Below are 23,051 nucleotides of genomic sequence, written 5' to 3'. Positions count from 1 at the left end.
CTGGTGCGCGTCGGCGGTTCCCGTCGGGCGGAGCTGCGGGCCCGGTCGGGGCGCGCGGCGCCGCTGGCCGGGCGGTGGCGTCGGCCCTGCTTCCGGCGGGGCGTCTGGCGGCCCCGCCGGCGGCCATGGGATACCGGGAACGAAGAAGATCGTTCTATCTGGATCTTGTCATGTTGGCCAAGGAGATGACAGCCCGCGCGGGAAAATGACCATCAACGATGGGAACCTACGATGGCCCTACAGTTCGAACTCGCCGTCGCGGACGCCGGCGAGGAAGGCAGCCCACTCACCCGGGGTGAAGAGGAGGACGGGCCCGTCCGGGTCCTTCGAATCACGGACGGCGACTCCGTCGGGGACGCGGCTGATCTCCACACAGTTGGTCTGGGTGGCGCTGTGGCTCGACTTGCGCCAGACCGCGTTCGTCAGGTCCACCAGGGTCACCTCCGTTCGTAGGCATCGGCCGCGGCCTCCAGGAACTCCGCGGAGCCGGTGGGGTCGAGTGCCTGTCCCGCCAGCGTATCGGCGGCGTCGAGGAAGGGTCGGACGTCCTCGGGCTCGTCCACGAAGAGGCTCGACCTCAGGTGTTCGAGGTGGACGATGCTGGATGACTTCTCGAAGTCGAGAGCGACATACGAGCCGTGCACACCCAGGTGCGCCCCGACGCCGAACGGGATCACCTGCACGGTGACGGCGGGGCGCCGGCCCAGGGCGACGATGTGTCGGAGCTGGCCGGCCATGACGTCGGGGCCGCCCACGGGTCTGCGGACCACTCCCTCGTCGAGGAGCACGTGCAGGTCCGGCGGATCGGGTCGGCTGAGCACGGTCTGGCGGCCGAGGCGGGTGACCACACGCGGTTCGACCTCGTGGGCGGCGACCCCACCGTCGACCATGACCGCCCGGGCGTAGTCGGCTGTCTGCAGCAGGCCAGGAACGAGCAGCATCGCCACGTCCACGATGCGGCTCGCCTGCGACTCGAAGCCGATCAGCGCGGAGAGCTGGTTCGGCAGACCTGGTAGGCCGGTCTCCCACCAGCCAGGGCGGTCGATGTCACGAGCGAGCGCCAGTAGCCTGTCACGCTCGACGCCGGTGACCTTGTAGACGACGAGCAGCGCGGCGACCTCCTCGACGCTGATGCCGCGCAGGCCGTTCTCCAGCCGGCTCAGGGTGCTCGGTGACCAGCCAAGCTGCGCCGCGACGGAGCGGCTGGTGAGGCTGTGGCCCGCCCGTAGATCCCGCAGCTCGGCGCCGAGTCCACGGGCACGCGCGGACGGAGGTCGCCGGGGCATCGCCTCTCCTCCTCGATCATGATCTCGTTCAGCTCGGACGCTACACGGACCGCGTCTGTCGACCTCTTTCCACCCTTGCCAGACGTTGCAGCAACGCTCATAGTTGCAGCAACGTTCGCATCGTGTACGACGGACCCCCTCGCGCGGGTCGCGGACGACACCGGAGAGGTCCGGCCAGAAGGGAACGGGTGAAGATCATGAAGGCACGTCCGTCATCCCGAGGGAGCTCCACCAGACCGAGCGACTTCACGCCCGGCGGCAGCGTTCAGCGAGTAGCTCGCACCGCCGCCGCCCCACGAGGTGTGGGTTCTCTCGGCGAGAGCCGCCCGCCGCGGTGGTTCGAGACCATCGCGGCCCCGAACCGCGGGAGGGCGGCCGCATGATGCCGACCGCCTTCGGCTACCTGCGTCTCGAGGACGGCGAGAGCGAGGAGGATGTCAATCGGCTTCATGATGTGCTGTCCGACCACGCCGAACGGGAAGGGCTGGCTCTCGCCGAGGTCTTCGTCGATCGGAACATGTGCTCGGATCAGGTCATCGGTCCGGGGCTGACAGTTCTCCTGGAGGCCGTGCGCCGCGATGGCCGGGCTGTGGTCCTGCTGTCGAAGTGGGAGCACCTCGCCGCGTCCGCCTCGGCGCGCCACGCCATCACGGCCGTCGTCGTCAATCTCGGAGGCAGGATCCAGGCCGTTGAACCCATCTCCGAGCCCACCCCATGACGGCGGAAAGCCGCCAGTTCCACTTCCCGGCCGCCGAAGCAGCGGCCTCGGCGGCCCGAGCAAGCACCCGTGACACGCTGACGAGCTGGCAGGTCGGGACCGACACGACCAGCGACGCGGTCCTGCTCGTCTCCGAGCTCATCACCAACGCGATTCGCGCGTCAGCGGGCAGGCAGCACCACCTCGACCCGTCGGCGGTGCCGGCTCGCGACAGGCCCATCGTCACCGTCTGCCTGTGCATCACCAGGACGGGTCCGCGGATTCTCCTCGAAGTCTGGGATCCCGACGACAACCCGCCGGTGCTTCAGGAGCAGAGCGACGCGGCGGAGGACGGCCGAGGGCTGTTCCTGGTCGACACGGTGAGTACCAGATGGTCCTGGCGTCGATCGCCGGCTGGCGGCAAGACCGTCTGGGCTGAACTGCGCATCGGGCCAGACGCGCCCGAAGCAGAGATCGATGCCCACTCCAACGGAGCATGAGCCCGCAGCGCCCACGCCTGCATCATCGAGGACTACCGCCGGCCCTTCCGGAACAGCATGGCCACGCCCAGGGTCTGGCGAGAGGGCACCGGCCGCGCTGACGGTGCTTCTTCTCGGCCCGAGGCACTTGCCTGCGATCGACGCGAACGGGGCTCCCGTCGACTGCCGTGGTGGCGGTCGATCACGTTCAGCAGCCCGTGATCGCTTCTACGTTGCCACGAGCCACGAGCCACTCGATCATCGGCCCTGCCACACAACACGGCCGGGCCGCATCTACTGGCGTCGGTCACATTTCGCCCGTGCCTGACGCAGTCGGAAGGCGCCCCAGTCCGGGCAGCGATCTTCTCCTGGATGCGCGTTTGCCGCGCCCAACCGTCCGGACTGGACTGCGGATTCGAGCGGCCACCCAGCACTGACCGCAAACTCGTGCCTCCTTTACCCGGGAATGCCACAGTGAGCATGCTCCGACGCACCGCGCGTCCCACCATGACAGATCCGCGCCGTAAGATCACTTCCCGTGGCCGCTCGCGACGGATGGACGGCCTCATTTTCCCAGTCCAGAGGGTTGGGTGAGCCGACAGTGGCCCGTGTCAGTCAACGTGCTGAGCAGCGGCGGCTTCGTGGTCGGATGCGCGAGTTCGGTATGGGCCATGACGAGATCGCCGGCGAGTTCGGGCGGCGGTTTCGCTTCCGGCCTCGGGCCGCGTTCCGGCACGCGTTCGGGTGGACCCTCCAGGAGGCTGCTGACGCGATCAACGCTCAGGCTGCGAGCCTCGGGCTCGACCCGGCGGGCCGGGCGAGCATGACAGGGCCGCGGTTGTCAGAGCTTGAGTCCTGGCCGGCCTCGGGCGGGCGCCGGCCGACCCCGCAGGTCCTCGCTCTGCTCGCACACGTGTATGGCACGGACATCCATCATCTTCTCGACCTTGACGACCGTGAGCACCTGGCGCCCGCGGATCTTCTTCTCATCGACAACTGCGTGCGTGAGGTCGGCGCTGCGCGTGGACGGCCGACGACCGCGGCGACGGTCGTCCCTCGTGGTCGTGACTCGCTTTCACGGCCGGGGACGGCGGGTGGAATGCCGCAGCCTGCGCTCCTGTCGGCCTTCGTGGACAATGAAGCCATATCCAGGCCTCCTGCCGTGCGTTCGCAGGCGCCGGTGCCTGTCGGGGTCGAGGGAGAGGGGTCGCCGACGAAGCGTCGCGAGGTTCTCGTCGCGGCGGGCACGTCCGCCGTTGCGGCCCTGCTCGCCCAGTCGGCGGTGGAGTCGGCGATGTTCGGGCAGCGTTGGGAGGAATCCGATCTCGGCTCGACGACGCTGGAACACCTTGATCTGGAGGTGCAGCGGTTCGGCCTGTCGTACCTGCGCACGCCACCTGAGCAGCTGTTTGTGCAGGTCCGCGAGTGCCAGCAGCGGGTCTCCTCGATGGTGGCGGGGCGGCAGACCCTGACCCAGCGGCGGCATCTGTGCGCCGTCGGTGGATGGCTGTCGGGCCTGATGGGCCATGTGGCGCTCGATCTCGGTGACAGCCCCGTGGCTCACGCACATTGCCTTACGGCGTGGCAGCTCGCCAGCGAGTCCGGCGACACGCGGCTGGGCGCGTGGGTCCGAGGAACACAGGCGATGATCGCCTTCTACACGGGTGACGCGGCGGACGCCTTGCGCTATGCCCTGGCCGGTCTGGACATCGCCCCGCGGAACTCCTTCGTCCAGACTCGACTCCTCGCGCAGCAGGGACGAGCCCATGCGCGTCTGGGCGACGCCGACGGTGTCAGTGCCGCGTTCGCGCGCGCGGAGGACTCCTTCGAGTCGGTGGCGGAGAAGGCGTCGCACAGCATCTTCTCCTTCGACTACCCCTNCCTGCCGTTCTACGCCGGCACCGCCTACACGGCGCTCGCCAGGCCCGAGAAGGCACAAACCTTCGCCCAGCAGGCGGTGACGTTGTGCGACGCGGCGGCGGCGAACTGGCCGGTCGCGCGGGCTTTGGCCCGCGTGGATCTCGCGCTCGCCGCGGTGCGACAGAAGGAACCGGACAGGGCGTGCGCCGTGACCGTCGAAGCGCTGGAGATCTGCGCGACCGAGCGCCCGTTGGATCTGATCGTTCGCCGCACCGGTGAGGTCGTGCGGGAGATGCGCTCCTACCAGGCGCTGCCGTCCGTCCGAGACCTTCAGGAGCGCCAGACGAACCTTGCCCGCACGGTCCGCGGCGCGCAGCGGACCCGTCCCGACACCGGCGCCGGTCCGGCGGCGCATGATCGACAGGCGGACACACTCTAGTGGATCTTCATCTGAGCGGTAAGGTCGCGCTCGTCACCGGGGGTTCCCGCGGCATCGGACGGGCGATCGCGTCCCGCCTGGCGGCCGAGGGCTGCCGGATCGGGATGTGCGGACGCGACTCCGAAGCCCTCACCCAGGCCACGGCGGATCTCCACCTGGCCGACTCCGACGTCTTCAGCCTGAAGGCCGACGTGACCAGACCTGGCGACGTCGAGCGTTTCGTCGATGCGGCTGCCGAATTTTTCGAGGGCGTCGACCTGCTGGTCGCGAATGTCGGTGGCACCGTCGGAGGAGATCTTCTCGACTCCACTCCCGAGGACTGGGCGCAGACGTTCGAGCTCAACGCCGGCCACGCCGTCCGGGCGGTCCGCACCGCCGTCCCGCACATGAAGAAGAGCGGAGGCGGGTCGGTCGTCATCGTCTCGTCGATCACGGGCTCGAAGCCATCACCGCGGGCGCAGTACGGGGCGGCCAAGGCCGCGGAGATCTACCTGGCGTCGGCCTTCGCCCGGGAACTGGCACCGTTCAACGTGCGGGTCAACGCGGTGAGCCCAGGGTCGATCCTCTTCCCTGGCGGCGGCTGGGAGAACTACGCCCGCCAGCACCCGGAGGACTTCGACACGTTCCTGGAGCGGGATCTCCCTGCCGGCCGGCTGGGGACCGCCGAGGAAGTCGCGGACGTGGTGACCTTCCTTCTGTCGGATCGAGCCAGCTGGGTGAACGGAGCCGACATCGCCGTCGACGGCGCCCAGGGCCGACCGAGCGCCCGCGGGTACTGACCGAGATCACCGTCACTAAGGGTGTATCGACGCGGCGATCGCCGCTTCGGCGGTTCTGGCGGCGCTGAGAATGGCGTCCAGAACCGGTTCCGGCGGTGGTCCTGCTCTCAGGCCGGAGGCGCCGAGTAGGTCGGCGAGCGCCTTGCCCTTCGCGGCGGGCAGCTCGACCGCGTGCGTGTGGTGAAATCGGAGAACGTCCCGTGCTGCGTACCCGTCCTCGGCTTCGATCACTTCGTTGACGACCTGGGCGAAGACACGAACGGCGGCGTCTCGGTCAGTGGCGGTGGCGAGAGCGGCCACGGTCATGCCGAGGTGGGCGCGGAAGACCGTGTAGCCGGGCACCGGTCGTTGTCCCCGGAAGTACCCGATCATGGTGGCGATGCTCCGTCCTGTGGGTGCACCCTCGGTGCACATCGCCTCCAGGCAGGAGGCGACCTGGAACTCCCACGGGTTGGTCGGCGTGCTCTCCGCCAGGGCTGCGCGGGCCGCTGCTGACGTGCCGTTGAGGCAGTGAGCGAGGATCTTCGCCTGCCGGCCTTCCAGGAGATGCAGTCCGATCCCTCGATGGGTGTCTGCGTGGTTGACCGCGTCGTCCCAGCGGCCGGCGAGTGCCAGGGCGCGGACTCCGTCCCCGACGAGATGCAGCCACACCCATTCACGCAGCTTGTGGCGCTCGTCGCAGGTGCCGGTGAGGTTGGCCAGGGGGAGGACCTGACCGTCGATGATCAGGTCGGTGTTCGACGAGACGGCCTGGAACATCGAGGTGAGCAGGTCGAGCGCCTGCTGGCCGTCGCTGGCGCGGATCTGGAGCCGCGCGAGGTTGACGACGGGTTCGAGCATGTACCTGGCCTGAAGGATGGTGAGGGGGCGCGGGGCGGCGCGGTAGATGTTGATGTGCTGCCAGCACAGGTCGCGGGCGAGGAGCGCCAAGCCGCAGTCGCTGGCGAGCAGCGCGGCCTTGTTCAGGGCATGCGCTCCTTCGGCCAGTCCGTCCGCGCCGTCCCGGGCGGCTGTTTGGGCGATCTCGGCGATTTCCGTGACTCGGGCAGGAAGAGCAGGGCAGGCCAGGCGAGGACGGCCGATCAGGGGGAAGAAGCAGGTCACGGCCAGCGCTGCGGGGTTCATGGTCAGTCCCGAGGCAGGAGGGCTGTGGCAGCCGCGCGGGCGAGAACGGCCTGGCTGGTGGCGGACAGGCCGAGCCGGTTCCAGTGGAAGATCAGCACGTGGGTGAGGATCGCCCGGAGGCCTCGGCCGAGCTGTGTCTGTGCGGCGGCATCGCCGAGTTGGCGGCCGGCGGTGTGGAAGGCGGCGAGCCAGGGAGCGGCGTGCGCCACCGACCCGCCGGGGGCGAACAGCTCACTGGTAGGCAGGTCGGGGATGGACAGGAGCAGCCGTACGTTCGCGGCGAGCTGGGCGATCTTCGGGTGATCGGCAGTCCCTGGCGCGGGGCGTAGCACGGCGGCACGAGCGAAGACGTCGCCGCGCTCGAACGTGTCGAGCCCGGCCGCCTGCATGAGGCCGCTGAGCAGAAGGATCGACAACTCGCGGCGGCCCAGGCCCGGAGCGTCGTGGCGCAGGTAGTCGAGAACGCCGCAACTGTCGGCGCAGAACAGTTCATGGACGGTGCGCATCCCGGCGGGACCACCGAAGGCGAAGGTTTCCGGTTCGTAGACCGTCGGCCACCAACGGACGAGGGCACCGGCAGCGGTCAGCTCGTCGAGCACATGGTCGACGGCCGCGGTGTCCGCGCGGTGCAGGCGGAGCCGCCAGCAGGGGTGCTTGCGCAGGAACCACCAGCCGCCGACCGCGCCGCCGGCCTGGAGCTGGTCCAGACGTGGCCCGAGCTGTGTGGCGGCAGTGGCTTCGGCGGTGGACCAGTCGGAGAACTCGACCCGTACCTGGTAGCAGTCCTGGTCGGCGCGCTGTTCGAGCGCGGCGAGCCCGGCGGCCTGGTAGACCTGCACGGCGTCGTCCAGGTCGGCAGGATCGAGCGCGCTGCTGGTGGCGGTGGCGTGCAGGTCGGCGCCAGCGAGCACCGTGAGGACGCCGGCGACAAGATCGTGCGGAGCTGTGGCGGTCAGGTGATGAGCAGGCATGTGTCCCATCCCGTGCGTGGCGGTCCGACGTGTCGGGTGGATTCCAGCGCCAGAACAATCCCCGCATCGCCGGTCAGCAGCCCGCTGTCCTCCTCCCGACGGGTGGGAGCAGTGGCGTGCTGCTCGAGCCTGGTGGTGATCGCGGGAAGTCTGCGGCCGATGGCGGAGCTTCGCGCGTCGCAGGCGGCTCGATACGCGGTTTGGTAGATACCGGCCAGCCCGTGGCACAGGCCGAGATCGCTGATCCGGTCGAGCTGGGTGTCGGTCAGGGCGGCGGCGAGGGTGTTCTCGGCGTCCTGTGCCCGGCGGTGATCGTGGATGGCGAGGGCGGCGAGCTGCTGGGCGCGGGCGATGCCGATCGTGCCGTAGCACCAGGAGACGCGGCCGGGACCGGTCTGGGTGGGTCGACCGGTGTGCAGATCCTCGCGGGTGATCCACTGGGGCCACCAGGAGCCATCCGCGCTGTCCTGGCGCCATCGGTCGAACCAGCCGGTCAGGGCAGCGATCGCTTCTTCCTGGCCGTCGACCAGGCAGCCGCGGGCGGTGGCGAGAGCGAGCAGGGCAAGCAGACCGGCCGCGCCGTGCGCCATGCCGAGGTTCGCGTGCCCGCCCAGGGTCGGCAGGGTGGGATCCGGGTCGTGTGCGACCCACCAGCCCGGCAGCTCGACGCCGTCCTCGTGGTGTGGCCGGGTCAGGCTGATCACGTACCGCAGGAGGGCGGCGAGAATCTCGCTGTCGGGATGGCTGCGCAGTAGGAGGGCGGCGACGCCGGTCAGGCCGTAGAAAAGATCGTATTCGGCGAACGTGGTGGGCTCGCCGCGTTCGGCTCTGCCGGCAGCGAGGGTCAGCCGTCGGCGGGCCAGGCGCAGTACATGGTCGTCCAGCGTGTCGCGGGCTCGCCGGTAGCGGGGCTCCCCGTCGGCGGCGGCCCGCAGAAGGAAGGCGAGGGCAGGCGCCCCGTAGTACAGGCCGGCGTGCTCGCCAGCCTCGACGGGCCCGGCGGCGGCCCGCCTGATGTGGGCGTGCGCGATGTCCCAGCTGCCCGAGCCGGTCCGGGCCCGCTCGATGTGCAGCAATGCTGTCCCGACCGGGCCCCGGGCCAGGGACTGTCGCGCCGCGTCGTCGGCGGTCAGCGTCGTCCCGCTGGTGGCCTCGTCGGGGGTCACCGCACACCGGCCAGTGCGAGGTGGCGTAGCGCGGCAGCGCGGGCGAGGCGGCCGGTCTCCTTTTCCAGGGTCGGGTCGACGCCGACCGCGCGCACATGGTGCTCGTGCAGGAGGGTCCGCAGCAGTGTCCGTGGATCACGCTGCCGCGCGAGGGCCTGGTAGTAGAGGGTCAGCGCGGCGGCTCGGGTGCTCCAGGCCCTGACGACTACCTCGCCGCCAACCAGTGCGCGAATGGCGTGGTGGTCGCCGTCAGGATCGGCCAGGTCGAGGGCCTGGTCTCGGAGCGTGCGGTCCAGGGCACCGTGCTCCTGCCCGAGGCATCCGACGAGCGCCTGGTATCCGGTCGGCCGGTCGGGGGCGAAGGACGCTGCCAGGTCCGCCATCGACGCTGCGGCCAGTGCCTGGGTGGACACCCCGGACGTCTGGGCCGCCGTGATCTGAGCGATGGCGCAGACGGTATCGGCGGCGAACACCGACTCGGCGATGGCCAGCGCGTCACCGCCGCCGTAGCGGGCGGGATGCTGCGGATAGGAGGCCAGGGTGAGCTGGCAGGGAAGGCCGCGGGTTTCCAGACCAGCCGCGAAGGCGGCCACCGTGGCGGCGGCCGGCCCGTAGTGGTCCGGGCTGTTCAGGCGTAGGAACACGGCGAGGTGTTGATCGCTCTCGGGATGAATCATGTCGCGGTGTCGTCGGACCCACCACAGACCGACGAGTCCTTCGAGGTTGTCGGCGAGTCTCGGCAGGTGGTCGGTGAGGAGGTCGTCGAACCGGGTGGGGTTGCCGACGAGCTGCGCGTGCAGAAGGGTCGAGTCACCCGGGCGAAGCACCGCCCCCGGCCCTGCGGTCGCCGGGAGTCGTCGTGCCGGCGGGCTGATCGCGGTCAGTGGGATCAGCAGCTCCGCCGGCCGTCCGATCCAGCCTTGGGCGTCAGGCGGACCGTCCTCCTGCACCTCGATGCGACCGGCCCGCTCCAGGTGGGTCAGCAGCAGCGCCTGGTCCAGGTGACGATCAAGATCGAGGGGTAAGCGCAGCTCGCCGTAGCAGAGAACGACCCGTGCCGGCACGCGCCACCGCTGCTGCCAGGCGCACAGCGCCTCCTGCATCCCGTCACCTGCCCGGCCACGGGGCAGGTCGGTGGAGGTGAGGATCCAGCGGGCGACGGCCAGCACCGTGCGGCCGTAACGGATGCGCGGCACGTAGGGCAGGACGCGGGCCGCGCCGAGGTCGAACCCGCCGAACACGGCGCTGCGGGCGTCGGCGACCTCAGCGAGGAACCGTGCCAGCGGTGGGCTCTGCACGCTGGTGTCCAGCGCGTGCGGAATCCGAGGGATCACCCGCCGGCCGGTGGAGCGCTGCACCAGGTACATCTGCGCGGCGTCGGCAGTGACCGCCAGATCATCCGGCCCGATCAGCCTCACCTCGGGGCAGGCGGGGTTGGGATGCTCCGACAGGGAGACGACGTCCGGCAGGAGAGGCGCGACGCGCACGACGTTCTCGTTGTGCGGGCGGCGTGGTGGGAAGGACAGCTGGGCCGCCAGCGGCTGATCGGGCGCCCCGGTCTCGACGTTCGCACTGTAGGTCGCGGCCAGCCGATCACGGTCTGCCGGATCGAGCAGGTAGGCGAACCGTCCGGCCATGCTGGTACAGGTCCGCGGAGCCGCAGTGACCCGCAGCCGGAAGTCCCCGCGACTGATCGCTTCGGTCGAGGCCGCCCACACCTCGACACCGAGCTCGACACGCTGCGGCGGCACGATGTCCCCGTGCTCCCCGACGGTCAACGCCTCAACGTCGGCGTCGGACAGTGCGATCTCCTCGGCCCCGTCCACAGCGGCCCGCTGGATCAACGCCAGGAACGCGGTGTCGCGCTCGGTGAGCGTCCGCCAGGCGGGCCTCGCCCGTGGCGCATCGAGATAGCCACCGGGATAGCCCAGCCCCGAATCGGCAATCAGATCCCGCACCGGCACGAGGGCACCAGGACCGTAGCGGGCACGGAACCGGGCGTGATAGTCCAGCCAGGCCGTCGAACCGAACGGCTGGCAGGAGACCCGCAGCAGCACGCTGGCCGCGAGCGCCGCCTCGGTCAGCACTTGCTCGGGCACAGCGATCCTCGCGTCAAGCCGCGTGTCGACCGCCAGCACCTGACCGACATACGACGCAAGCCCGGTCATCCGCGCGGCGGCTACCCTGCGTGTCTCCGCCGCCTGCTGCGGATCAGCGGTGCGGTTGTGAGAGGCCAGCATGGCGCGGAGGAAGTCGAGTTCCCGCAGCAGTTCGCTCACGTCAGCCAGGTCGTCAGGACCGGCTGCACGCAACGCGTCGGCCAGATGGGTCAGACCATCAACGGCGGTCATCGGTGGCCGCAGACTCGTGCCCAGCAGGCCGCCATCGACCAGACCGTGCACCAGCGCACGGACCTTGTCCGCGGAGGCGGAGGGGAACCTGGCTGCTGTCCTCGTGACGAGCGTGTCCAGCCGGATCGGGTCGCCGGCCTCCGTCAAGGCGAACCGCACCGGCCGCGTCAGCCGCACCGACGACTCCCGCAGCGGCCCCGGCCTCGGGGCACCCACCTCGGCCCGCTGGTGCACGATGATGCGGCCGTCACGCACGATCCGCGCGCTGTCGGCCACCACCGTCAGCCGTCCGCGCAGCCCCGGATGCCGTTCGAGCTGATCGACCAGCACCGTGACCCACTCGGCGTCCGCGCGTGCCACTACCCGATGCGCGCATCCCACCTCGGCGGTAGCCGGCCCGACGGTCGCGGTGCTGATTCCGGCGAACATCCCGAACGGCGTCGCGCGCCGCTGCCACCGCAGCAGATAGGACGCCACGGCGGTGAGGACCCGACGGACCTCCGTCCCTGAACGCCGCCCGGCGCCGCCGTCAAGGATCTGCTCGACACGGGCGCAAAGATCGGGGCTTGCCAGCCGCAGCGCCTCCCCCGCCTCCGGGCGAGCCCATGTTCTGGCCAACCATGCCTGCCCTTCCTGCTCGACCGCGGTGGAGTCGGACAGGTCGAGATCAGCCGGCAGGTCGAGACCGCCCGGGTCCGTCGAGGCGCGGACCAGGATGAAGCCGGTGTGCTGGTAGCGCGGGGGCACGGTCATGGCGGTCCCCTCTCCTCGCCGGTTCGGGATCCGCCGTCGGCGTCCGACCAGCGGACGCCGACGGCGGACGACTGGGTCAGACGGGGTCGTTGGAGGAGGTGCTGCACGCGCTGGTGCTGCAGCTGTTGCCGCAGCCGTCGCTCGTGTCGCACATCATGATCGCGATCCGGGTGGTGGACTCCACCACTCGCATGTCGAGTTCCAGCTCCGCATCGTCGAGGACGAAGTCCGCGGACTCCGTTCGGTCGGCCATCAGCACCGGCGACATCGAGATCACTCCTTGTTCTGGGTGGGAATTTCTCGGGTGGGGGTGGTGCGTCCTGGGCCGGCCGAGTCAGCCTGCGACCGGCCAGGAGATCGTGACCAGGCCGTGGGTCTTCGCCAGCACGGCCGTGCCCTCGCCGGCCGGGGGACGGTCGGTGCCCGTCGGCCAGTAGGCGAAGGTCGGGGCTGGTCCGCCCCGTGCCTGGCGGTCCCAGGCCTGGATCTGCTCGACGAGCGCGGTGGCGGTGGTCTCGCCGGACGGGCCGTACGCCCGTGCGCCGAACTCGACACCGGCGCCCTCCAGCGCCGGACGCACCGCCAGATAGGCGAACGAGTCGCCCTGCACGGTCCCGAAGGGGAACCAGCTCCTGCGCTCGGCAGCCAGGTCGGTTCCCTCGTCCGCCGCCAGCCGGCAGAAGCCGGGCAGGAAGCAGGCGAACCACAGGTGCAGATCGGCGAACGACACCCCGTGACGGATCGTGATCCCGGACCACACCTCGGCCCGCTGTGTTGCCAGGACACCGTCCAAAAGATCCAGATCCTGGGGCGGGTCGACGTCGAAACGCAGCCGGACGTGATGACCGTGCCCATCAGGCAGGAGAAAGACCCGCTCGTCCTGGGCACCGGCGCCCTGCATCGGGACGAACCCGCAGACCTCGGCCGAGGTACTCACCAGATGATCACCGTCGCGGCGAAACCCGATCGACCGGGTGATCCCGTTCATCCGCAGCGGTACGACGACCCTGCCGTCCTCGGCCAGCTGCGCGAGCCACGCCGGCGAGAGGTCCCAGGCGCCGGCCGTCACCAAGATCGCGTCTACTCGGCCACTGTGCTCGGCCACGCCGTCCTCGGCGTCCGCGAGGATGACGGTGACCCTGTCCGCGTACCCGGTCGCGTCCAGAAGCGCACGGGCACGATCGGTCACCTCGGGATCGATGTCCACACTGACGACCCGTCCGGAGGGGCCGACGACCTCGGCGAGGAGCGCGGCATTGTAGCCACTCGACCCGATCTCGATCACGCTCATGCCGGGGCCGAGCCCGGCCTGTTCGATCATCCGAGCCTGGATGAACGGAGCGCTGATCGACGAGATGATCACATCGTCTGCAGCCCGCTTGATCGCCACCGAGTCGTCGGCGTTGTAGGCAACCTCCAGCGAGGTGCCCTCGGGAACGAACAGGTGCCGCGGCACCGTACGAAACGCCCGTTCCACGGCCAGGGAGGTGATCATGCTGGTCACGCAGAGCTTGTCCACCAGCGCATTGCGGATCCCCGATGCGCGGTCTGGATCGCTGGACGTGTCAACCATCTGAGTCATGCGGCTACCTTCTGCCAGCTGCGCGGCACTCGAACCGAAACAGAATGTATCTATCTTTTTACTTTTAGTGATAGTTGATCGTCACTCAAGATCTGCAGCGAGCGGGGCGTGTGATGCCACAGCCATCCATCCGCTCCGGACCCACTGGAACGATGCCCCACGCCGAGGCGCGATTCATTCCCTGCCCGGGGAAGGTTTGGTCTCGACCTCGCCTGGGCTCCTGAGCTGCAGAAACGCCGATCGACGCTCTCTCCGATTCGGATTTCGGCCATGGATGCGGGCCGGAAAGTTCGCCAGCCGGTCCCTCCGCACGCGGACGAGACAGATCCTGTGTCCGCCTCGCCTGGGAAACTCGCTCCGTACGGCTTCGTCGCGAACTCACCGGACTACGCCGGGCGGCCCGACCCTGGGCGGGCACGATCATCGGCCGCGACGTCGACGAGATCCTCGATCCCCTGAAGGAGACCTGACGTGGCAGACGTCCCCCTGCCCCTGAGCGACCACGAGATCGAGACCCGACTACGCGACCTGCCCGGCTGGTCACACACCGGCCAGGAGATCACCAGAACCTTCGGGATCCGCTACCACGGCGGAGTCGCGCTGATCGTGCACGTCGCCGACATCGAACGACTCATCGGCCACCACGCCGACATCGACCTGCGCTGGGACACCATCCGCTTCGCCATCACCACCCACGACGCCGGCCACCAGATCACCGAAGCCGACTTCGACCTCGCCCACCGCATCGACGCCATCGCCCACGCCCACAGCGCCAAACCGCTTTAAGACGCACTACCGGACCTCATTGCATCGTCGGTACCGGCAAAGGTTGCCCATTCCCACGGGGCAACGATGTGATCGACGGCGGCCGCCCGGTTTCCGATCTTCCACAGGGCCTGGAGCGGGTTCAGGTGTCGGAGCAGGGTGGTTTCGGTGCTGGTGAGGCCGAGGTCGGCCAAGAGTCTGCGAATCTGCTCGGGGTTCTGGTGCAGGAAGACCCTGGCCGAGGTGGTGGTCAGCAGACCTTCGGCGATCTTGCCGGCGGCGGCGCCGTCGTCGACCTGGGAGCGCAGGTCCGCCAGGGCATGGGTGATGAGGATGTTGGCGGTGCCCCATTGCCGGCCCAGGCGCCACTGGTCCTGCAGGAAGCGGGTGATCGCGAGGTCCTCCAGGGCGATCCATCCCTCGTCGACGATGACGAGTTTGCGGCGGTCGGTCTGCTGGTACATGACGCCCTGTAGCCAGCCGGCGGCCGCGGCGAGGACGAGCTTGAGGGTGCGCCGGCGGGTGAGCAGCGCTGAGAGGTCGAGCACGAGCCCGGGGGTTTCTGTCCAGCGGAGATCGATGCTGGTCGCCGTGTCGCAGATGCCGCGCAGGTCGTGCTCGACGAGCATCGCGCAGGCGTCCAGCAGCGGGCGGCGGCGTTCGGTGAGATCGGTGGCGTTCGTGTCCAGCGCGACGGCGAGTGCGGCGGGTGGGTCGGCGAGGAGATGCTGCAGGTCGGTGAGGGTCGGGCTCGCGGCCGAGGTGGCGGCGGTGAGATGGCGCAGTGCTTCGTGGAGAAGGCGTTGCTCGCCGGCGGCGAGTTGTGCCTTCCCGAGAGCGATCGCGAACAGGGTGGTCGCGACGGTCATCCGCTGCGCGAGCAGGTCGCTGTCGGCGAGGGTGTGCTGGGCTGGCCCGCGGTCGAACGGATTGACGATCAGGTTGCCGCCGGGGCGCAGCTGCAGGGAGGACCAACCCAGCGCATGGGCAAGGGCCGTCCATTCGCCTTTCGGGTCAATGACGGCGACGAACCGGGTCGGGGCGAGTGCCGCGGAGCGGTAGACGTAGGTCTTGGCGATGGCGGACTTGCCGTAGGCCCCGGCGCCGCAGATGACCATGTTGGGGCCATGGAGCAGGCCGGCGGCGTAGGCGTCGTGCAGGTCGAAGAAGAAACCGCCGCCTGCCAGGCGGTTCGTGCCCAGGAAGGCACCTGTCACTCCGGTTCCGGCCTCCACGGTGAACGGGTACGCCGAGCACAGGTGGGCGGTGGTGGCCAGGTCACGGGGCAGCGTGAGTCGGCGGTCCCGTAGGTGGGCCGGCAGCACCGAGGCGTCGTCCGCTGTCTCAGACCGCAGCATGTCCTTGCCGCCGCGTGGCCAGAAGGCCCGGCCGTTCATGGCAGCTCCGCGAGCGGCTGGGGAGGCGTTCCGGGGTCCCCCCAGCCGACGATGGGCAGCATGAACGTCGGCTGGGAGCCGGGAAGGTTCTGCGCCTGGGTGAACAGCAGCTCGGTCACGAGCGGTTCGTGCGCGTTGACGCAGATCACCCACTGCGCCGGATCCGTCCGACGGCCTCCGCTGGTGCGGCCCCAGACCTGCCATCCCATATAGACGGGGTTGGTGACGATCCGGCGAACGGCGTCGGGGGTCCACGGCCGTGGCCCGTCGGGTCCGTATCCCGGCGGTGTCACGGCGGCGATGATGAGCCGGCGGGCAATGGCCGCGTAGCTGCGATGCCGGCTTCCACGCAGGTGGAAGATCAGATGGACGGTGTGTGCTGTGGCCGGGTCCCGATGGAGCCGGCGGCGCATGCGCACCTGTCCGGTGGCGTCGACGACCGGGACGGGCAGCGCGTGGTAGCCGTACGGGGCGGGGCCGAGGTGGTAGCCGGAGCGGATCAGGTCGGCCTGTGCCTGGCGGCCGGCTCGGCCCAGCTCGGCACGATGCTCGGCGAGGACCACTTCGCGGCGGGCTGCGCGCCAGGAGACGATCGGATGCATCCACCGCCGCCTGCCTGGGGTGCTTTTGCTGCGGGTTGTCGTCTCCTGCTTTCCTGGGATGTCGTGCGGGGGCATGGGATGTCTCCTGTCTGTGGACGGCCAGAGCTCTGCCTCTGGTCCGCCGCGGGGTCGACGGATTGCCGGATGGCAAGAACGTGGCAAGGGGTGCTGGGCGGTCAGGGGGAGTAGGGGACTAGCGGAGAAGTCCGCGGGCTGGCACCCGGCCGGTCGGCAGCGTGGCGGCCCAGGCCAGGTCGTGGCGGCCGTGCAGCGGACGGATCTCGCTGACACCCGCGAACGCCGCGGCCTCGGCAAGCTGGGTGCTGGCGTCGTCGAGGTCATCCAGGGTTGGCGCGGCGACGTCGACGAGCGCGAGGTAGCCGTACTCGACGTGGCCGGAGTGCAGTTCGGCTTCCCGTTCGTCGACCTGCGCCTGCGCGCCGGCCAGATGGGTCGGGACCCGGAAGCCGTGCCGTTCCCGCACGGCCATCCGGCTCTCGAGTTCGACCGCGTCGGCGTTGATACGCCGCCGGGATGAGCGCGCGGGCACAGGCTCCAACACAAACGCGACCGTGCGAACGCAGGAGGCGTCGAACAGCAGCGGGTCCAGCCAGCCCGGGCGTAGACCGGCCGTCGGCCACTGCGCCACCCAGAAGGTCCGATGCCAGACGTCATCGATGCGCACGGCGTTCCAGCGGGCATGCATCGACAGCGGCCCCGCGTGTATGCCCGCGAGGACGCTGATCGCGCCCGACTGCTGCGCGAGGGTGTGGCGCACATGGGTGAGGGTGGCCGCCACGGACGGGTCGGCGCGTAGGCGCAGGGCCTCGGCGATGTCGACCGGTGAGTCCGGGTCACCCACGACGAGCCCGGCGGCGCGGCATCGCTCGGCGAAGGTGAGCGCGGCCTGCACTGCCGCGTCGAGCGGAGCGGCGCGGCGGTGCAGGCGCCGAGTGTCGAGCGACAGCCACAGTCGTAGGTCGTGGCGGATCAGTGCCGGTGCCGCGTTCTCCAGGAGCCGCTGGTAGTCCTCCGCTGCCTGGCCTGGCCCGTGATCCGCTGTCGCTGTGCCGGGTTGCCGGTCGTGCAGCCAAAGGAGGTGGTCGGACGGAGGGGTGGGGCCCGACCACAGCGACCACCCCAGCCGCGCCACGCCGCTGTCACGGGCGGTGTGAGCGAGGACCTGCGCCCAGGCGGCCAACCGATCATGCTGGTCGGCGGGTTCGAGGAGGCCGAATTCACTGCCCCGCGCGGACAGCACCGCGGTCAGTGTGCCGGCACGTCGGTCATGGATCAGGCCGATCGGGGTGAGGCTGTGTGCCGCGCCTGTTGCGGCCGTGCGTGGGACGGTGAGGATCTCCAGGCCACGCAATGGGGGCGGGAGCAGTCGCCGGGCTTGGTCCCCGGGCCGCACCGCCACTGCTGGCGCGCCGGAGAGCAACGGAAGCGGCGCGACCCAGTGGTGCCGCGCGCCGGTGCGACGGGCCAGGTGTCGCACGGCCAACGGAGCCGCCTCGTAGAGAGGGCCGGCGCCCGGCACGGGCACGAAAGCGACCACCCCACAGCCGGCGGCCACGGCCACCCCGACAACCAGGCTTCCGGTCAGCAGCGGCAGCACGATCAGTGCGGTGAAGCCTCCCGCGACCAGGATCAGCGGGGCCGGGCCAAGGCCGAAGTGGGCCATGCCGGAACGTCGCCGGGCGAGCCGGTACACCGGAGAGCTGGTCACGACTGCCCCCGCGGCCGCGCGGGCCCTCGCCGACCGCCGGGTGGTGACGGCGGCTCACCTCCTGACCGCCTGCGCCTACCGGGCGGTGGATCGCCCAGCGAGCGTTCCCGCAACCCGGGCCCCGTCTGCTGGTTCGACGAAGCGGATGTGCCCGACTGACCGGTACCTCGCCGTTCGCCACCCACGCCGTCGCTGTCGCGCGTCATCCTGCGGGAGGATCCGTTCGCGGAGGTGCCGGCGTCCGCCAGCGTCCGCGGCGGACCCAACCCACCGCCTCCCGCCCCAGTGGACGGCTTCCCCGCCATCCCGCCTTGTCCAGCACCAGCTCCGCCACGAAGGCGACCGAGGAGCGCGGACCCGAAGTACGCCTGCTGCATGATCTGCATCCCGGCGCGGAACGGAGCGCGTGCCACCCCCTGCGCGACCATCGCCTGCTCCATCGCTGGCATGAGACGCCAGATGATCCATGGCATGAACGCGGCGATCAGGACGATGGCCAGCCCAGCGACCGTCCTTCCCCAGGCGTCCCCTTCCGTCGGCGGGTGTTCCAGGCCAGGACGCGCGAAATCCAGCCCGACCCGGAGCGCGATGAACGCTGCCGGTTTGATCAGGATGATGGCCACGACCAGCTCGACGGCTTTCCGTGCCGCGACCTTTGCCGCCGGCATCGTGACCGCCATGAAGGACAGCGGTGCCAGTGCGACCACAATGTAGATCAATCCGTTGCGCGCCACGAATTCAAGGTAAATAAGTACGACACCGAGGTACACGAAGAGCCGCGGGATCATCTTTCCGAGATCCCCCCTGGAGCCCTCCGTGAAGGGCACCAGCAGATTGGCGATCAGATCTGCCCCTTGCACATCGACGCGGAGGACCCAGTCGGCCATGACGTCGGCAACTGTTACCAGCTGATCGACGATCCATGGAAATCCCAGGATGGCGAGCACCGCGACAGGTATGTTCGCCATGAGTCGCAGCAGGGCCTGGGTCGGCTCACCGGACCACAGCCCCTGCACCACGCCGATCATTACGCAGCCGACAAGCAGAAGCGTGGCCATTGAAGCAACACTCCGGTACGCCCCGTCAGGACCGATGAATTCTTCCGCGGTCACTCTCGGTCGTGCCGGCTCAGCGACGAACTCGCCGATCATGCCCGTGGCTCCGTCGACCAGGCTGTCCGATGCCCAGCTCACGACGGTCTCGGCCGCCTGTTTCATAACGCCCTGGAGACTTCCGCCCACCAGGCCGCCGATGATCCCGCCGACTCCCGGCAGTACGGCAGGCTGAGCCACCAGACCGTTCCCCGACGATGGCAGATCCTGCAGCGCGCCCGGAGGGCAGCGCTGCGCCGGCTGCCAGACGTCGGACGCCAAGCTGTCACGGTCGTTCGAGGAGATCTCGGTGACGGCGGGATCGAAGGTGTCGCAGTCGCGATCACCTGTTGGCTGCGCGGCCGGGGCCGTGGCCGTGGCCTGCATCGGCAGCGGGGAGGACCGCTCGACGAACGTCGACACGGCGAACCCGAACACGCTCGCCATCGCGAGCAGGCCGACCATCAGCCGCGCACGCTGGCGCGCTTTGGTACGGCCACCTGGTGTCGCGACTTGTTGCCCAGGATCCCGGCTTGCGGACCACCGGCCGGGGCAGAGCCGGATCCAATGTCCCGTTTGGTGGCTGGCGTTCGCTCGATGACGGCCTGGCCCGGTCACGCGTTCACCGTCGTCGGGTCGCCGATCAGCCAGCCGATGATCCGCGCGGTGAGTGTGACAATCAAGGCTCCGCCACCGCCGCCAAAGATCATCTTTGCGGCGGTGCCACCGGACTGCATCCCCCCGAAGAGCTTGCCGAGCCCGAGGATCCCGCCGCCGATCACTCCGGACAGCACGCAGCAGACGAGACTGCCCTGAGCCGTCACATTGAGGATCCGCTGAATCCGATCAACACCAGGAGCGTCACCCCAGGTCGGATTGACCTCGATGGTGTCGGCCATGCTGGTCCCCGCTCGGGCGACCAGGACGACGGCCTCCACCCACAGCACGACCAGCGCCCTGGAGAGTGGGCGTGCCCACCGTCTCCGACATCCACCTCCCCAGCGCGCGCGCCACCTCTCCCCCACAGGGACCTCCCAGAGTCGAGCTCCGATGCCGACGATCCCTGGAGTGCGCGACGCTCCGGGCGCGGAAGCTGGCTCGTGGGGATTTCCCGTCCAAGCGGAGGTACGGCTCGTCTGGAGTCTCGACCGATCGTTCCGGTCGCACACAGTTCTCTCGACGACAGAGCGTCGATCACTCAACTCAATTCATTGATTTATCCATCGGGCCCTACCGGAACGCATCGCCCTCGCAAATCTCAGCAACAGGTCCATGTACACTTGCCACCACGGTCAGCCAGGGAGACGTGATGAGCGAGTTCACCGAAACCCGTATCGCCGACATTCCTGATCCCGCGCCGGTTTCCAGCCGGACCTATGATCAGGAGACATTCGACCTCGTCGCCAAGCATCTGGCGAACATCCGCCTCGCTGTGACCTCCGTGGCACCAGGCCTGTGCACCGTGGACATCGAGGCGGCCATCGACCACCACGACCACACGCACCTGACTCTACGCGGGATACACGATACTTTCGGCTCTCTACTTCTCACCGGCAGCGGCCGCCTCCTCGAATCTGGCTCCGCCACCTTCCGCCGGATATCAAGGCTGATCGCCGAGGATCTCGCCGCTCTTCACGCCCTCACACCGGCCGTGAAATGGGCGCGCCCGGCCAGGGCCAACCCGCACTACCCGTCGTTGTGGATGGACCATCTGCCGTTCCCAACCCCGCTGACCGACGCCGAACGGAGAAGCCTCCGGCCGACGCCTCTGCCACCTGCTTTCGGGGGCCCGCCTGCCTACCCTTGGTCGGCACCAGCAGATGTGCGGCAGCCCATGCGCGGTTCCACCGCAGATCGTTCTCCTGCGGGCTGCCGGCCGGAAGAGGCAGGGTGATCCGCTTCCTCGCCAGTGGAGCGGGCATGTCCGCGGCTGGTCGCGAGCCTCGGACGGCGGGTCGGGCAGGTCAGCAGTCGTCCTGGTGCCAGGCACCGTTCTCGAACGCCCAGGGTTCCTCACGCTGGTTGATCGCGGCGTCCGGGTAAACGTAACTGACCCGGGCCAACGTCCCCGCGAAGGTATCCACGGTCAGAGTCGTGATCGGCTGAGGGCCGTACTGGGCTCGGGCCGCTGCCGTCAGCCCGTCCATCTCTGCCGCGCTGACACGGAACTGGCAGCGCTGCGACAGCAACCCGTAGGCGACCGAGCCCTGCCCGCCCAGATACGCCTGCGAGTAGGCGCGAACCGCCGCCTCCAAACCCACGCGGTCCGGTTGACCAGCTGCCACCGCTGCCGGCGTCGCCGCCGCGGTTGTACCGGCCGTCTCGGTCGTTCCTGGAACTCCGGATGGTGCGTTGGAGCTCCCCGTGGCCGACGACGATCCACAGCCGGTCACTGCGACAGCGAGCATCGCCATCGCCGCGCCCAGGTAGAGCCTCATGATCCCCCCGATCATCCGACGGTGACGATCATAACGGCGGCAAAGGCGGCAGCCCCCGGGGGTACCCCCGGGTCTCGCAGCCGTGTAGCTCACACTCCTGCGCGCTGGTGCAGCGGCGACATCGATCTCAGCACGCACCACATCCCGGCCGGATGATTTTCCTTCGCGCATAGAGGCGCGAAAGCTGGCCCTGCCCGCGGGCGATGAGGAAGGTGCCACGGAAGCCGCGAGCCGGCAAGCCTCGGCCTTCGGCCGACCCCAAGGGGCTGAAGGGCTGGCCAGCCCACGACTCCCGCGGCATTTCGACCATCAGCCCGCCCGGCAGGGACCAGCAGATTCCACGGCCATCTGCGCTGCCGCGGCGGGCGTTCTCATCCGCCCAGACAGAAGTAGGTGATCGAGCATGCCTCAAAAAATCTGCGCTTTCTGCTTCAGACCGTTGGACTCGCTCAGGATCCACAGCCAGGAGATCTGGGTCCATGCCCCGAGTCAGGCTGTCGACGACGATCACATTCCAGTCCCCGTCGACAGCGCCGGCAGGCAGACACGGCGGTGGTGCGACTTCTGCAACACGGATCCGGCCGTGGGCCTTCTGCCCGTGGCAGGCGTGATCTCGGTAATGCGCTGCTCCGTGTCCATGAATCAGTCGTGGGCGGTGTGCGCGGCCTGCCAGGACCTGATCTCCGCCGACGAATGGGACGGCCTCATCCACCGCGTCGCCGGAAAGTTCGCGCCCCCCGAGGCTGCACAGGGCGTGATGGGCCAGTCCCTACTCGGCGAGCTGAGCCGGATGATCCGCCAGATCCGCACCCAGGTCACGGGACCGATCGAACCGATCGACGGCTCGAAGGCCTGACCACCCACGACCGGCGCGGGAAGCATCTCCCGGCTTCCCGAAATTTCTCCCCGAAAAGTTCCCGACAGATCCCGGGAACACGGGCCGAGCCTCCCAAACGCACGGATCCACGCCATCTCGATCTGGATATCCGAATTCCAAGCGTGTCAGCGAACAGAACCAGAGAGGTCCCGCTATGAGCACCATTTCTTTCTCCAGCCCCGAGAACGGGCCGAGTGCTGCCTGGCTGCAGGGCGCCACGCCGTCCGCAACCACGATCGACCAGAGCAGGCGTCCCGAAGACTTCGCCCTCAACGTCCCGGATCACAGTTTCGATTTTCCCGTCGCGGCGCGGCAGGGCGACCTCGACGTCCGCATCCGCTCGGACGGAACGCGGGAGATCTCCTGCCCCACCTGCGAAACGGGCACCGGGATCGTCCATCAGGAGTGGGTGTACTCGTTCCGCGAGCTGGTCCGTCCGACGCTGCAGCAGGTGGACGACGACAGGGCCGGAACGTTGTGGTTCCTCACCATCTCCATGGAGGGGAGCCCCGACGGAGCCCTCGACATCAGCGGCGGGCCGGCCGCGCCGTTCCTGTGCCGGTCCTGCGGGAAGGGCTACGGCCTCCCCGAAGACATCCACGTCACGTTCCCCTGGTAGTTCCCCGGCTCTTTTTCCACCCGTCGACCGGTCACGACTTCCCGA

The 23,051-nt window shown here is 69.3% G+C and carries 22 protein-coding genes; 8 read left to right on the top strand and 14 right to left on the bottom strand.

What is annotated here, in order from left to right; genetic code table 11:
* Positions 1-209, top strand: a 209-nt coding sequence (locus B207_RS41470; RefSeq protein ID WP_230205026.1) for a hypothetical protein, incomplete at its 5' end; no start/stop codon positions are given.
* 28 nt (positions 210-237) lie between these two features.
* Here the strand turns inward: B207_RS41470 and B207_RS0115015 are convergent.
* Both B207_RS0115015 and B207_RS0115010 read right to left on the bottom strand, forming a co-directional pair.
* The gene (locus B207_RS0115015) at positions 238-441 is read right to left on the bottom strand and encodes a DUF397 domain-containing protein (RefSeq protein WP_018637367.1); all 204 of its coding nucleotides are present in this window, start codon (positions 439-441) and stop codon (positions 238-240) included.
* Positions 438-1,286, bottom strand: a complete 849-nt coding sequence (locus B207_RS0115010; protein WP_018637365.1) for a helix-turn-helix domain-containing protein — start codon at positions 1,284-1,286, stop codon at positions 438-440. Before B207_RS0115010 ends, B207_RS0115015 begins: the two co-directional genes overlap by 4 nt.
* A gap of 379 nt (positions 1,287-1,665) precedes the next feature.
* Here B207_RS0115010 and B207_RS0115005 point away from each other — a divergent pair, with 379 nt between their 5' ends.
* The 3 genes from B207_RS0115005 to B207_RS0114990 all read left to right on the top strand — a co-directional run bounded on the left by B207_RS0115005 (position 1,666) and on the right by B207_RS0114990 (position 5,540).
* The gene (locus B207_RS0115005; RefSeq protein WP_018637364.1) at positions 1,666-2,004 is read left to right on the top strand and encodes a hypothetical protein; all 339 of its coding nucleotides are present in this window, start codon (positions 1,666-1,668) and stop codon (positions 2,002-2,004) included.
* Entirely contained in the window at positions 2,001-2,483 is a 483-nt protein-coding gene (locus tag B207_RS34015; protein ID WP_018637362.1) for an ATP-binding protein, read from the top strand. Before B207_RS0115005 ends, B207_RS34015 begins: the two co-directional genes overlap by 4 nt.
* Positions 2,484-4,760: 2,277 nt before the next feature.
* On the top strand, positions 4,761-5,540 hold the full coding sequence (locus B207_RS0114990) for an SDR family NAD(P)-dependent oxidoreductase (protein ID WP_018637360.1): 780 nt from the start codon (positions 4,761-4,763) through the stop codon (positions 5,538-5,540).
* Positions 5,541-5,555: 15 nt separating this feature from the next.
* On the opposite strand, the gene B207_RS0114985 is transcribed toward B207_RS0114990, so the two are convergent.
* The 6 genes from B207_RS0114985 to fxlM all read right to left on the bottom strand — a co-directional run bounded on the left by B207_RS0114985 (position 5,556) and on the right by fxlM (position 13,488).
* Positions 5,556-6,665 carry a hypothetical protein gene (locus B207_RS0114985; protein ID WP_018637359.1) on the bottom strand — a complete coding sequence of 370 codons (1,110 nt, stop codon included), beginning with the start codon at positions 6,663-6,665 and terminating at the stop codon, positions 5,556-5,558.
* 2 nt (positions 6,666-6,667) lie between these two features.
* A complete protein-coding gene (locus B207_RS0114980) occupies positions 6,668-7,636 on the bottom strand; it encodes a thiopeptide-type bacteriocin biosynthesis protein (protein ID WP_018637358.1) in 969 nt (322 codons plus the stop codon).
* On the bottom strand, positions 7,618-8,802 hold the full coding sequence (locus tag B207_RS0114975; RefSeq protein WP_018637357.1) for a lanthionine synthetase C family protein: 1,185 nt from the start codon (positions 8,800-8,802) through the stop codon (positions 7,618-7,620). The genes B207_RS0114980 and B207_RS0114975 overlap by 19 nt, the downstream gene beginning before the upstream one ends.
* Positions 8,799-11,906 carry a lantibiotic dehydratase gene (locus B207_RS0114970; RefSeq protein WP_018637356.1) on the bottom strand — a complete coding sequence of 1,036 codons (3,108 nt, stop codon included), beginning with the start codon at positions 11,904-11,906 and terminating at the stop codon, positions 8,799-8,801. The genes B207_RS0114975 and B207_RS0114970 overlap by 4 nt, the downstream gene beginning before the upstream one ends.
* Positions 11,907-11,982: 76 nt before the next feature.
* Positions 11,983-12,174, bottom strand: a complete 192-nt coding sequence (locus B207_RS0114965; RefSeq protein WP_018637355.1) for an FxLD family lanthipeptide — start codon at positions 12,172-12,174, stop codon at positions 11,983-11,985.
* Between the two features lie 66 nt (positions 12,175-12,240).
* Complete coding sequence (gene fxlM / locus B207_RS0114960) at positions 12,241-13,488, bottom strand: methyltransferase, FxLD system (protein ID WP_018637354.1); 1,248 nt, start codon at positions 13,486-13,488, stop codon at positions 12,241-12,243.
* Between the two features lie 471 nt (positions 13,489-13,959).
* Between fxlM and B207_RS0114955 the strand changes: the two genes are divergently transcribed.
* Positions 13,960-14,274 (top strand): 4a-hydroxytetrahydrobiopterin dehydratase, encoded by a 315-nt coding sequence (locus tag B207_RS0114955; protein WP_018637353.1) that lies wholly within the window; start codon positions 13,960-13,962, stop codon positions 14,272-14,274.
* Here B207_RS0114955 and B207_RS0114950 read toward each other — a convergent pair.
* From B207_RS0114950 to B207_RS0114930, 5 genes are all read right to left on the bottom strand, one after another.
* Positions 14,271-15,650: a TraC family protein gene (locus B207_RS0114950; protein ID WP_018637352.1), complete on the bottom strand. Its 1,380-nt coding sequence runs from the start codon at positions 15,648-15,650 to the stop codon at positions 14,271-14,273. The two genes, B207_RS0114955 and B207_RS0114950, sit on opposite strands and share 4 nt — an antisense overlap.
* Entirely contained in the window at positions 15,647-16,252 is a 606-nt protein-coding gene (locus B207_RS0114945) for a recombinase family protein (protein ID WP_018637351.1), read from the bottom strand. The genes B207_RS0114950 and B207_RS0114945 overlap by 4 nt, the downstream gene beginning before the upstream one ends.
* A gap of 193 nt (positions 16,253-16,445) precedes the next feature.
* On the bottom strand, positions 16,446-17,981 hold the full coding sequence (locus B207_RS0114940) for an SCO6880 family protein (protein ID WP_035740731.1): 1,536 nt from the start codon (positions 17,979-17,981) through the stop codon (positions 16,446-16,448).
* Positions 17,978-19,132, bottom strand: a complete 1,155-nt coding sequence (locus B207_RS0114935) for an aminoglycoside adenyltransferase (RefSeq protein WP_230205025.1) — start codon at positions 19,130-19,132, stop codon at positions 17,978-17,980. The genes B207_RS0114940 and B207_RS0114935 overlap by 4 nt, the downstream gene beginning before the upstream one ends.
* Before the next feature lie 554 nt (positions 19,133-19,686).
* Positions 19,687-19,971 (bottom strand): hypothetical protein, encoded by a 285-nt coding sequence (locus B207_RS0114930; RefSeq protein ID WP_230205024.1) that lies wholly within the window; start codon positions 19,969-19,971, stop codon positions 19,687-19,689.
* Positions 19,972-20,381: 410 nt separating this feature from the next.
* On the opposite strand from B207_RS0114930, the gene B207_RS39780 reads away from it, so the two are divergent.
* Positions 20,382-20,966 carry a hypothetical protein gene (locus tag B207_RS39780; protein WP_154675362.1) on the top strand — a complete coding sequence of 195 codons (585 nt, stop codon included), beginning with the start codon at positions 20,382-20,384 and terminating at the stop codon, positions 20,964-20,966.
* Between the two features lie 70 nt (positions 20,967-21,036).
* Here B207_RS39780 and B207_RS34010 read toward each other — a convergent pair whose 3' ends face one another.
* Complete coding sequence (locus tag B207_RS34010) at positions 21,037-21,333, bottom strand: hypothetical protein (RefSeq protein ID WP_018637347.1); 297 nt, start codon at positions 21,331-21,333, stop codon at positions 21,037-21,039.
* A 760-nt stretch (positions 21,334-22,093) separates the two neighbouring features.
* Here B207_RS34010 and B207_RS41465 point away from each other — a divergent pair.
* Positions 22,094-22,366, top strand: coding sequence for a hypothetical protein (locus B207_RS41465; RefSeq protein WP_230205023.1), 273 nt, complete (start codon positions 22,094-22,096; stop codon positions 22,364-22,366).
* Between the two features lie 175 nt (positions 22,367-22,541).
* Complete coding sequence (locus B207_RS0114915) at positions 22,542-23,006, top strand: hypothetical protein (protein WP_018637345.1); 465 nt, start codon at positions 22,542-22,544, stop codon at positions 23,004-23,006.
* Positions 23,007-23,051: the final 45 nt, after the last annotated feature.

It is taken from the genome of Parafrankia elaeagni (genome assembly GCF_000374165.1).
In the GTDB taxonomy this organism is placed as follows: domain Bacteria; phylum Actinomycetota; class Actinomycetes; order Frankiales; family Frankiaceae; genus Parafrankia; species Parafrankia elaeagni.
This window is presented reverse-complemented; position numbering and strand designations above follow the sequence as displayed.